This window comes from Spiroplasma sabaudiense Ar-1343, from assembly GCF_000565215.1.
Taxonomy (GTDB): domain Bacteria; phylum Bacillota_I; class Bacilli_A; order Mycoplasmatales; family Mycoplasmataceae; genus Spiroplasma_B; species Spiroplasma_B sabaudiense.
In genome coordinates, this window is the sequence record NZ_CP006934.1 from 80,127 (window position 1) to 92,612 (window position 12,486).

General features: G+C 31.0%; 9 protein-coding genes and 1 other RNA gene. 9 read left to right on the forward strand and 1 reads right to left on the reverse strand.

Going from position 1 to position 12,486, the window contains the following annotated elements; genetic code table 4:
• Window positions 1-31 precede the first annotated feature (31 nt).
• The 6 genes from rnr (at window position 32) to trmB (ending at window position 7,293) form a co-directional block, all read left to right on the forward strand.
• Window positions 32-2,143: a ribonuclease R gene (gene rnr / locus SSABA_RS00355; RefSeq protein ID WP_236618771.1), complete on the forward strand. Its 2,112-nt coding sequence runs from the start codon at window positions 32-34 to the stop codon at window positions 2,141-2,143.
• 9 nt (window positions 2,144-2,152) lie between these two features.
• A complete protein-coding gene (gene smpB / locus SSABA_RS00360; RefSeq protein ID WP_025250624.1) occupies window positions 2,153-2,599 on the forward strand; it encodes an SsrA-binding protein SmpB in 447 nt (148 codons plus the stop codon).
• A gap of 70 nt (window positions 2,600-2,669) precedes the next feature.
• Window positions 2,670-3,079, forward strand: a transfer-messenger RNA (tmRNA) gene (ssrA, locus tag SSABA_RS05060).
• A 77-nt stretch (window positions 3,080-3,156) separates the two neighbouring features.
• Complete coding sequence (locus SSABA_RS00365) at window positions 3,157-5,154, forward strand: EAL domain-containing protein (protein ID WP_025250625.1); 1,998 nt, start codon at window positions 3,157-3,159, stop codon at window positions 5,152-5,154.
• Window positions 5,155-5,197: 43 nt separating this feature from the next.
• Complete coding sequence (gene mgtE, locus SSABA_RS00370; RefSeq protein WP_025250626.1) at window positions 5,198-6,640, forward strand: magnesium transporter; 1,443 nt, start codon at window positions 5,198-5,200, stop codon at window positions 6,638-6,640.
• Between the two features lie 2 nt (window positions 6,641-6,642).
• Window positions 6,643-7,293 carry a tRNA (guanosine(46)-N7)-methyltransferase TrmB gene (gene trmB / locus SSABA_RS00375; protein ID WP_025250627.1) on the forward strand — a complete coding sequence of 217 codons (651 nt, stop codon included), beginning with the start codon at window positions 6,643-6,645 and terminating at the stop codon, window positions 7,291-7,293.
• 53 nt (window positions 7,294-7,346) lie between these two features.
• On the opposite strand, the gene SSABA_RS00380 is transcribed toward trmB, so the two are convergent.
• Entirely contained in the window at window positions 7,347-7,916 is a 570-nt protein-coding gene (locus SSABA_RS00380; protein WP_025250628.1) for a hypothetical protein, read from the reverse strand.
• Between the two features lie 196 nt (window positions 7,917-8,112).
• Between SSABA_RS00380 and SSABA_RS00385 the strand changes: the two genes are divergently transcribed.
• The 3 genes from SSABA_RS00385 to SSABA_RS00395 all read left to right on the forward strand — a co-directional run bounded on the left by SSABA_RS00385 (window position 8,113) and on the right by SSABA_RS00395 (window position 12,485).
• Window positions 8,113-9,408: a BMP family ABC transporter substrate-binding protein gene (locus SSABA_RS00385; protein WP_025250629.1), complete on the forward strand. Its 1,296-nt coding sequence runs from the start codon at window positions 8,113-8,115 to the stop codon at window positions 9,406-9,408.
• A gap of 140 nt (window positions 9,409-9,548) precedes the next feature.
• A complete protein-coding gene (locus tag SSABA_RS00390; protein WP_025250630.1) occupies window positions 9,549-10,901 on the forward strand; it encodes a BMP family ABC transporter substrate-binding protein in 1,353 nt (450 codons plus the stop codon).
• Window positions 10,902-10,943: 42 nt separating this feature from the next.
• On the forward strand, window positions 10,944-12,485 hold the full coding sequence (locus SSABA_RS00395; RefSeq protein WP_038673598.1) for an ABC transporter ATP-binding protein: 1,542 nt from the start codon (window positions 10,944-10,946) through the stop codon (window positions 12,483-12,485).
• The last annotated feature ends 1 nt before the right edge of the window (window position 12,486 follow it).

Sequence of the window (12,486 nt, forward strand, 5' to 3'; positions counted from 1 at the left end):
GTGTTTTTTATTAGAAATTGAGGAATTAATAGTGATTAAATTAATAATAAAAAAATTAAAGGAAAAAAATGGTCGAAAAATTTATGAATTAAGTAACGAACTTCATATTGTTGACATTGAAGAATTTCAGAAAATAATTAATCAACTCGAAACTAACAACACAGTTGTTACCACTGAAAATGACGAGATTTTTTTGCTTGAAAACAATATTAAAACTGGTTCAATCAAGATTAATGATAAGGGCTTTGGTTTTGTTAGAGATAATAATGATTCAGAAAATGACTATTTTGTACCTGCCAATTTTTTGAAAGGTTCTATAACAAGTGATGAGGTAGTCTACCGCGTTGAGACTGAAGATGACGGTCGCAGCAAAGCGGTAATTTTAGCAATCGCCAAACGAACTAAAAAATTTTTAGTTGGAGAAATCATGCCTTCGTGAGATGGCAAGTATTTGGATTTTCATCCAACAGAAAATGGGTTTAAAAATTACCGCATTGTGATGGTTAATAAAAATAACTTCAAGTTAGAAAAAGATCAGTTGATTAAAGTTAAAATTATTGATATTCGTGAAAAAAAGATGTTTACAAAAATTGTTGAAATCATTGGGAATTCTAACAAGGCAGTGGATCGTATTTTATCAATTGCCTACGAATTTGATGTGCCAACAGAATTTAAAAAAGAAACTCTAAAACAAGCTGATGATGTTGCAAAACCAATTGACTACAATAACGAAGAAGTGAAAAGAAGAAATAAAATAATAGTTGACAAGCTACTTGTAACAATCGATGGAGAAGATTCAAAAGATCTTGACGATGCAATCTATGTTGAAAAAATAGAAAATGGTAATTATAAGCTTTATGTAGCGATTGCTGATGTTAGTTTTTATGTTGAACCAAGAACAAGTTTAGACAACGAAGCGTTGTATCGCGGGAACTCAGTCTATTTGGCCAATAAGGTAATTCCAATGTTGCCGAAATCTCTTTCAAATGGTGTTTGCTCATTAAACCCAAACGAAGATAAACTGTGCCTAGTTTGTGAAATGGAATTTGATAGTTCAGGAAAAATTATTAATAAAACCGTCTATGAATCAATTATGAACTCTAAGGCTCGTTTAACTTACAAAGAAGTAAATGAATTTTTTCAAAATAAAATTAGCACAAGAGATGAAGCAATTCAAAACATGTTGTCAACAGCCAGAGAACTACATAATTTAATCGAAAAAGAGCGAGATGTTCGCGGGTCGATTGATTTTGACATTAAAGAAGCTAAGGTAATTTTGGATAACGATTCTAATGTAATTGACATTGTTGCAAGAAGTACAGGAATAAGTGAAAAATTAATAGAAAATTTCATGGTTAGCGCAAACGAAAGTGTTGCACAGATTATTTTTGAAAAATCATTGCCCTTTGTCTACCGAGACCATGGTAAACCCAAAGACGAAAACTTAATTGAGTGATATGGCATGTTAACGAGTTTTGGGATTAACCCGAAACTAAATGATGAGAGCAAGCTGGACCCAAGAAACATTCGCCACACCCTAAAAGAAATCTCAAACCAAATCAAAGATAAAGATGAATGCGAATTAATAAACATTACATTACTAAGATTTATGGAAAAAGCAGAGTATAGTATTGAAAATATTGGTCACTTTGGTTTAGCAAGTCCGTGCTATACTCACTTTACTTCTCCAATTCGAAGATATTCAGATTTAATGGTGCACCGTTATTTAAAACAATATTTAGTAAATAAAGATTTACACCATTTAGCACTTGAGCGAAATGAAAATTTTATTGAAAGAGCTTGCAACATTATTAATGAGACTGAAAAAAAAGGTGTAAATACAGAAAGGGAAGTAACCAAAGTCTGTATGGCTGAATATATGACTAAATTTATTGGTAAAGAATATGATGGCATAATTTCAGCTGTTTTAAAATTTGGAATTTTTGTTCAACTTCCTAACTGTGTTGAGGGACTAATCCATATTACTGAATTAGGAACTGATTTTCACTATGATGAAAAAATGCAAACAATGGTTAGCAAACAAAACAAAATTTATCGTTTGGGTCAAAAAGTTCGAATTCAGGTTAAAAACGCTGATGTTAAAAAAAGAATAATTGATTTTACTTTTGCAAAGAATGGATAGGTGTTTAAAGTGGGTGAACATGTTATTGTTAAAAATAAAAAAGCTTATTTTAATTATGAAATTATTGAAACCTTTGAGGCTGGAATTGTTTTAAATGGTCCAGAAATAAAATCAATTCGAGCAAAGGAAACATCAATTAATGAGGCATTCATTTTAATTCGCCGAGGTCGTGTAGAAATCTTAAACATGACAATTAAAAAATACGAATACGCAACAAATATCAAACTAGATCCAGATCGCAATCGATATTTGCTACTTCACAAAAAAGAACTTCAAAAGATATTAAAAAAAATTCAGTTAGAAAACTTAACACTTATCCCGTTGCGTCTTTACCTAAAAGATAATTTAGCCAAATTAGAAATAGGTTTGGGAAGAGGTAAAAAAAATATTGATAAAAGAGAAACCATTAAAAAACGTGATGTTGAAAGAAAAATTGCAAAAATAAATAAAATATAACAAGGTAGTTGAACTCTCCTTTATTGATTCCAATCACAATTGAATCAATAAAGGTATATAATTAACTTATGGGGATGTCCCGGTTTCGACAGGATATCTTCGGTGAAAAGCTGCAGTGGTTTGGTAGACCATAAGACTTCTAGGTTTGAAAAAATGCAAACAAAAAACGCGAAAGCGAAAACTTTGAAATGCCAGCATTTATGATCAATAACGCATCAGCTGGAGTTGCTTTAGCAGCTTAATAATTCTTTAGAATTATAGTATTTCCGCAAAACAATAAATTGCATAGTATTGTTTTTGTGTAAGCCTATTGCAATAGAACTGATGACCGACAGTAAGTCAGTTCGAAATTTTACTGTCACCATTTTTTATAATTTTTTGATAACTTTATTATATTAAATGCTCTCAAAGTTATCTAAACTGTAGATGCTCTTCACTGAACTATTTTGGACGCGGGTTCGATTCCCGCCATCTCCACCATTTTTTTATTTGTAAAAAATTTTTATTCAAAATAACTGTTTTTTATAAGTTTCAAAATTTAAAAGCGAGGTAAAATTATGTCACAATCTATTTGAGTCATCATTGCAATTTGTTCGGCCTTTGTTGTTTTTGCAACATTTTTTTATGCACTGACTTTTGGATTGACTCGCCACTTATTTTTTAAAATCAAGGTTTATTATGACATAATAATTGGGATTTTATATGGGATGTTGTCTGTGATAATGTCTGTGATAATAAAAACCAGATCATTTTCTCCAGAAATAACTAATTTAGCAATTTTTTTATCAATCCTTGTTTTTGGTTTGTCTTTGATGTTTAATGGATACACAACCGGCTTTATTGTTTTGGGCCTTAATTTAGTTAGCATACTAGTGATGCCTTTTTGATTTCCAAAGTTATTTCACGGCATTACAAGTGATTATATTTTAACTTTAATTATTGTCAGTTACTCTGTAATTACACTGATGGCAATTTTAAAAAAATACATTAAAAAAATTAATAACTGATGAGTCTGATCAATATTTTCACTAGCGGTTATTAGTGTAGGAACGGTTTTCATTTTAGCTGAAAAATTTGATTTTGAACAGATTGAAAAAATTCTACTACTTTCTTCATGAATTTTAACTGGGTACCTTTGCTTTGGAACCTTCACAGTAATTGACTCAGTATATAAGCATGCTTTAAAATTGAGAAACATAATTGCATATGACCAAAATCGCTATGTTTTAGAAACCGGAGCTAATGCAGCTATTACAGAATATATATCAAAAAACAAAATTAGTTATGGTTTGTTTGTCAATTACTATATTGGTGGTTTTGATAAGTTTGAAAAAAAAGTAAGCGGTCGTGTCAGGGACTATATTGTCCAAAATATTTCTGGTCAAGCAATCAAAAAGTTTCAAGATTTAAACGACAAAACCCTTTTCTTTAAATCCTCTTTTAAATTATTTGGTGCTTTTATCCCTTTAGAAGAAATTGAAATAAATAAAGTGCAAATAGCCATCAAAAATAATCAAAGTCTTATTAGAAGCGGAGACGACATTTTATTGGGAGTCCAAGATGCTATAAGTAAAATCGTAACAGATTTTAAAATTGACAATCATTTGATTTCTGTAAAACTTTTGGCTTCAGCTTCAATTTATGGAATCCACAGTAATGACATTGAACAGCTACAAACTTTTAATCGCTATTTAGAATCTGCTGTGGTTCGAGGAAAAAATGTTAACAAAATCCTTTTAATCGACCCAATTGAATTTAATTTTCAAAAAAATCAAAATCGTAAACTTTTGGCCTTAAACGAAATTGTCGATTTAAATCAGTGCTCAAATAGTTTTGAACCAATATTTTCAAGAGATAATAATAATTTAATTGGCTTTCATTTAAATAACCAAATCAATTTGGTGAATATAACAGATAACGCGAACAAAAAAACTTTGGAAACTATCAATGAAGCTGGGCTTGAATCGTTATTTAATCGATTTTTAAGTTTTGAAAATTTAAAAAGTATTAGACAACATAAAGTGACAATCGTCAATAAGAAAGTTTTTATAAATTACGATCAATGAATTGTTTCTAGTGAAGACTTCTCAATAAAACAACTAGTGAAGAAAATTAATTCATTTCAATTAAAAGATATTGAAATAGTTTTTGTTTTTGATATAAGAAAAGAAATAAGCGCCTACTCAACTTTGGAAGAAAATATTAATTTAATCAAAAAAAATAAAATTCAAATCGCTTTAGAACACTTTGGTTCTAAAAATACAAATTATGAACTCATTAGTAGATATCAACCTGATTTTGTAATAATGGATGAAGAAATCATTCACAAATTAGGTAATGTCAAAGCCTTCGATGAAATTTTTGAAAGAGTAGTTAATATTGCTAATAAAATTGAGGCTAAAATGATTTTCAAGGGAATTGATAACTACACAATTTTCAAAAAAATTCAAAAACAAAACGCCGATTTGATTTGAGGAAAATTATTAGGGGAAAGCCGAATCCCAAAACCCAACCTAGCAGAGGAAACCTTATTTTTATTAAATAAAAAAGTCTAAATGTGAATATGGTATCATTAAATAATATAGAATGGTGAAAAAAATGGAAATGACTGAAGTAAAACAAATTGAAGAGCAAATAATTGCCCTGTTTAAGAAAAACGATTTGAAAGAAATAAAAAAAATTTGTGAATCGTATCCGCTAGTGGATATCGCCGAAGCCTTAGCTGAAATCGAACACGAATCAGTTTTGAAGATTATCAGACTTTTGGAAATTGAGGATTCATCGCATATTTTTATTTACTTGGGGCATAAGACTCAAGAATATTTGGTGAGGGAATTATCAAATGCCGAACTAAAACCAATCATAAAAGATATTTACGTTGATGATGTAATCGATATCATTGATGAACTACCAGCTGAACTTGTAAAAAAAGTTTTAAAACTGGCTTCGCAAGAAGTTAGAATGAAAGTTAATCAAATTTTAGAATATGATGAAACCACCGCTGGGGCAATAATGTCGGTTGAATTTATTAAACTGCAAGAAGAAGTCACTGTCCAAGAAGCAATTAATGAAATTAGAAAACTCCATGACGCTAACGAAGAAAATGAAGATTTCTTTGTTGTTGATAAATTTGATTCTCTAAAAGGAACTGTTAAATTAAAGGATTTAGTCTTTAATAATGAAAAAATTATTATTTCAGAAATCATGGATAAGCGGTTGATCTATGCGCAGACTACAACCGATCAAGAAGAAGTCGCTGATATTTTTAAAAAATATGATATTGAAACTCTGCCAATTTTGAACTCAGAAAATAAATTAGCTGGAATAATAACCGTTGATGATGTCATTGATGTCATTGAAGAAGAAAACACTGAAGATATACATAAAATGGGAGGAATTAAACCGTTAGAGGATAGCTATTTTGATAATAATATTTGAAAGATGGTAGGATCTCGAGCAGGTTGGCTAACAGCATTAATGTTATCAGCAACAATTGTTCAAATAATAATAATTGCGTTTATGGTAGCTTTCAAAGTTAACGATAGCAATAATAATTTAAATAGTAGTACCTATGTCATGACAATGATTTTAATGCCCTTGTTGGTTGTTGTCTTAACAACGGCTAGCAACTCTGGTAATCAATCTTCAACAATGATTGCCAGATCTATAGCCCTAAAAGAAATCAAGACAAAAGATTACTTCAAAGTTGTTTGAAAAGAACTTCGTGTATCAGTAATTATTGGGTTAATTTTAGTTATTTGTAATTTTTTAAGAATGCTAATAGTTTATGCAGTTCAATTTAAGGGTGATATCAATAATGTTATTCTTTGGACCTCAATCGCCGTCACCTCAATCGCGCTATTTATTTCAGTTGTGATTTCTAAATTAATTGGGTCTACACTGCCACTAATTGCAAAGTTTATAAAAATTGATGCCGCCATTTTTGCATCACCAATCATCACTACAATTGTTGATATTTTATCAAGTGCTATTTTTCTAGGAATTGCCTTTGCAATGTATAGTCCAATTTTGGGAATTTAATTATGAGATTAAGAAATAAATCATGAACAAGTGCTTTTTTAAAAGAGCACAATGAGTGGTTACTGCAACCCAATAAATTAAGTCCCATTTCAAGTGAAAAAAATTTTAATAACTTTAAACCGCTAAGTTTGGAAATAGGTTGTGGCAAAGGCCAATTTATTACACAACTTGCGAAGCTAAATCCACATGAAAATTTTGTAGCAATGGAAAAAGAAGCAACTGTAGTTGGGGTGGCCTTGAAGAAGACAATTAATCTTGACCCAGATTTGGACAATCTGAAATTTTTAAATCACTATGCTGAAAATTTAGAAGACTACTTTCTAACAAATTCAGTTAAAAAAATTTATTTAAATTTTTCAGATCCTTGACCCAAATCTCGACACGCAAAAAAACGACTAACGTTTACAACATTTTTGAATACTTATGAAAAAATTTTGATTCCCCAAGGAGAAATTCAAATTAAAACCGACAACGACAAGTTGTATGAGTTCTCCTTGGAAATGGTTGCCCTAAATAATTGAAAAATTTTGAAACAATCAACAGATTTATATAACGATCAGAATTTGTTAAAAGATAATATTCCAACAGAATACGAAACCAAATTCCATCAATTAGGAAAAAACATAAATTATCTTTTAATTACAAAAAATTAAGATAAACAAGTAAAAAACATCAACTTAAATATAAAGTTGATGTTTTATTTTATTTAATTTTCAGTTTGCTCCTTGGTATCTTTTTTTATATTAGTTTGGAATTCGATTCTTCACTTTAAAGCACTTTTTTTAATTTCCTCACTACTATTTAAAAGATAAGTTGTCATAAAAAAATTTAGATACAGCAGCGAAATGTTGATACTTCCAAGAATTAATGCAGGAGCCCAAGCCACCCTAAAGCTATCTTGGATATTAAAACCTTTAGCAATTGATGTACTTGCAACTATTATAAAAAACGAGACAATTGAAATTGTAATTGCTAAAACATGACAATACTTTGAAGTCTTAAACTCAACGCTTTTTGCTTGATTATTTTCTGTATTTACTTCAAAATGGCTTTCATATAAGAAGCTAATTGAAGTTTTTCCAAAATTAAGAATTCCAATAACAGAGTTAATGATTATTAAGTCTAATACAAATTGGCTTGTTAAAGTAATTTTTGTAATAAGCGAAAAATTAATATTTAATATAATTGTCAAAGCCATTATTAAAATGAAAGCGTTTATTGCTCCGATTCAAAGGACCGGCTTCTTGGTTATTTTACGAAATTTTTGAATTTCCATATTATTTACCTCATATACATTATAGCAATAAATCTTCAACAATTGATTAAAAGGGGATTTTGAAAACAAAGAACTAAACCACTGTGGTCGTATTGGCAATAATCCGTAAAACGATTTTAGATTTAAAAAACGATTTTATATTCAGTGACTTTTTTGCTAAGTTATGCGATATTTATAAAGTAAGGAGAGAAAAAAAATGAAAAAATTACTATCAATAATAGCTTCAAGTGCCCTTGTGACGACTTCTGTTACAAGTGTTGTTGCCTGCGGAAATAATAAATTTACTGATATTTTTCTAATTTCAGATGTTGGAAGAATTAATGATAAATCATTCAACGAGTCAGCATATGATGGAGCAAACAAATTTTTAAATGAACAACTATCAATTACAGATCAAAAAATTTCATACTTGTTACCAACAACAACCAGCGAGATTGAAAAACAGTACGATACAGCAAGAAATAATGGTGCTAAAACATTATTGCTACCAGGATTTGCTCATCAAGAACACGTAGATCACGCCCAAGAAGTGATCAAAGATTCTGGAACAGCTATTTTATTGGATGGTTCATCAAATGACAATAAGGATGTTATTGGTGTACAATTTAATTCAGAAATGTCAGGTTTTTATGCGGGGGTTGCTTCAATTCTTTACATGATTGGCCAAGGTGAAAGAGATATAAAATTATCAGCTTATGGGGGACTACATAACCCAACAGGAGTAACTAATTTTATTAGCGGATATATGGCATCAATTGAATTTATTAATCAATTGCAAAATCAAGAAGATAAAACAACTTTGGATAGCTTAATTAAGGTATTTAATCCTGACAAATCGTCAGCTGATTTAAATTCTGTAAGTAGAGTCGCTTCTCAAAAAAATGAACCCACAAAAAACGACGATCAAAATTGATTTTCTGGTTCTTTTGGAGTTGGTGGAGGTAAGGCTATTAGTGAAAAACTAATTAGTGAAGGAGCCAATATCATTTTTCCAGTTGCAGGCCCACAAACCGAAGACACTTTAGGAACAATCAAAGAACGTAACAAGGAAGGTAAAGTTTTTGTGGTTGGGGTTGATACTGACCAAGTGCAATTATACAAAAACTACAAAAACTACTTTATAACATCAGCTTCTAAAACTCTTTCTATGGCAACACAAGCAGCTTTAATTAATAGTAAAGTTTATGAAGGAACCGTTTCAAAAGAAGACAAAGCTAAATATCAAGGTTATGAGAAAGATGGAACCCCAATTTCAGGACCATGAGATGGACATGATGTTTGATTTAATGGTGATATAAGTTATGGTAGTGACAATAAAGTTAGTGAAGAAAATTACAGACAACTAATGGCATTACTTGAAGGAGCTGGTGAAGCACTTAGTGAAACTTATCACGAATTAACAGAGGGAAAAAATAGCGCTCAAGAAATTTTAGATTCACAAATCATTTCAAAAATGGGGTTAGCTGCTGCTGCAGCAACCAAAAAAATATAATTTAAGTTATTGGAAAAATCACCACAAGAGAATTTTAATTAAAAAATATCTCCGATTTTTTCAATAATATTTTAAATTTATGTATAATAGTAATGAGCACTAATACAGGTACTCATAAAAAGTATTAATAGGAGGTAAATATGAAAAAATTATTAAGTATAATAGCGGTAGGAGCACTAACAACAACATCAGCATTGACAGTTGTTGCGTGTGGAAGCAATACCAAAGATTCAGAAGTCTGGGTTGTGACTGATACTGGAAGAATAAATGATAAATCATTTAACGAGTCAGCGTATAATGCAGCAAACATTTTTCTAAAAAATGATTTGAAGCGTGAAACAACAAGTTCATTTTTGCAGCCACCGGTAACTAGCCAGTTGGTTCAATCATATGAAGCATCAAGAAAAAATGGTGGTAAAGGTTTGGTTTTACCTGGATATCAACATGCAGAACACATTGAACAAGCATCAAAAATTTATTCAGAGGGTGACAGAAAAGGATCTGTAATTTTCCTTGATGGAAGTTCTAAATCTGATGGTAAACAATTAGATAATGTAATCGGTGTTTTATTTAAAGCAGAAATTTCAGGATTTTATGCTGGAGTCGCTTCGATTCTTTATAATTTTCAAAATAATCAAAAAACCCCAGTTATTACAGCCTATGGGGGTGGGGCACACTCCCCATTTGCAACATCGAATGCTCTAGCTGGATATTTTGCTTCTGTAACTTTTATGAATCAATTATTAGAACAAAATAAAACTGGAACTACTCCAGAATTACTAACTAAACTTTTAGGAATCATTGGTCACACTCCAGAAGATTACAAAACTGGTGGACAATCAGTTAAGTTCTCATCGGTTCAAAACCTTGGAAAACCAGGAGAATCAATTATTGAAGATAACTTTTTTACAAAAACATTTAATGAAGGTGGGGGAACTGCGCTATCTACCAAATTAGTTACAGGATCAAATGAAGCTGATAAAGCCAGTGTAATTTTCCCATTTGCTGGACCACAAACCGAAGATACTTTAAAAGTAATAAAAGATCAAAATTCAAAAGCACTAGTTGTTGGGGCCGATGTGGACCAAACAAATTTATATGCAAACTATAGTGATAAATTTATTACAAGTGCCTTGAAAGATTTAGAAGGTGCTGGAAGAGCGGCTCTAATTCACAGTAAAGCGTTTGAAGATCAAGAAATTGATTTAACAGCGGAAGGAATTATTAAAGGAACTGATAAAAACGGAGTTGAAGTTACTGGCAAATGAGATGGCCAAGACGTTTACTTTGGTGGAAAAATCGCTACTGGTGAAAAAAATAAATTCAAAGCTGACCAAGCCAATAAACTAATGGAAGTTTTAAAAGAAGCCGGTGAAAAATTGAGTGAAGTATACCAAGCGGGAGAAAATTTAGAAAGTTTCTCTTATGTATTTTCATATGATTTTATTACAAGCTTAGCAACAGCTGCTTCGTCAACTTCACAAAAATCTTAAAATATAATATAATTACTTAGTAGAATCAATGAGGAAACAATAATGAAAAATGAAGTTCAATATGCGGTTGAAATGGATTCTATTACTATGATTTTTAACAAAACCTTAATAGCAAATGATAAAATCGACTTTAGAGTAAAAAAAGGTGAGATTCACGCCCTTGTTGGTGAGAATGGAGCTGGTAAATCAACTTTAATGTCGATTTTATTTGGTTTATACGAACCAACACAAGGTGAGATAAAAATTAACGGTAAGATGGAGTCAATTTCGTCGCCAGTGAAGGCAAACCAACTTGGAATTGGAATGGTTCACCAACACTTTAAATTAGTTGACATTTATCCTGTATGAATGAATATCGCACTAGGTGATGAGATTACTAAAGCAAAACTATTTTTAGATAAAAATAAAATTAAAGCTAAAATTACTGAAATAATGGAAAAATATCATCTTGAAGTAGATTTGGATGCAAAAATCGAAGATATTACAGTTGGGATGCAACAACGTACTGAGATTTTAAAAATTCTCTATCGTAGTGCTGACATTCTGGTTTTTGATGAGCCAACAGCTGTTCTAACTCCAATTGAAATTAAAGGACTTTTGGATGTAATGAGAAAATTGCAAAAAGACGGTAAAACTATAATTTTTATTACTCATAAAATGTCAGAAATTCAGGCGGTTGCCAATTCAGCAACAGTAATTAGAAGAGGGAAAAAAATTGAAACTTTTGACATGAGCAAAACAACAATTGAAAAACTAGCCGAAGCAATGGTGGGAAGAAAATTGGTTGAAGTTAAAAATAACTACACCCCTTGTCAAGATAAAGTGGTACTAAAAATTGAAAATTTAACGATGAAAAAATTAAGTAACCACAAAGTAATTGGTTTGGAAAATTTCAGTTTAGATATTCATGCTGGTGAAATTGTTGCGATTGCCGGTGTTGAAGGAAACGGTCAACAAGAGTTGGTTGGAGCAATTTCGGGACTTGAAAAAGTAAGTCAGGGAACACTATTTTTAAATAATGAAGATATTACAAAAGCTTCGATCAAAAAACGTTACCAAAAATATAAAATTAATCACATTCCTGAGGACCGTCACAAACACGGTTTGGTTTTAGAAAATGATATTATTCAAAATATGGTTCTTCAAAATATTGACGACCCTGAGTTTAGCAGATTTGGAATCATGAAAAAAAATGCGATCCAAAGTTATGCTCAAAAAATAATTGCCAAATTTGACGTTAGAGGATCGCAAAATGGTTTTGCAATCTCGCGTCAACTTTCGGGAGGAAACCAACAAAAGGCCATTGTTGGTCGCGAGCTATCCAGAGATCACAATTTAATAATTATTTTTCAACCCACAAGAGGATTAGATGTAGGTTCTATTGAGTTCATTCATAACGAAATCCTAAAAGAAAAAGAAAAAGGTAAAGCGGTTTTGCTTGTAAGTTACGAGCTAAGCGAGGTAATGGCCCTTGCTGATCGAATTGTAATTCTAAATGGGGGTAAAAAAATTGGTGAGGTTCCAGGTAAAGGAGCCAAGCGAGAAGAAATTGGATTAATGATGACAGGGAAAGGAGCTACTTAAA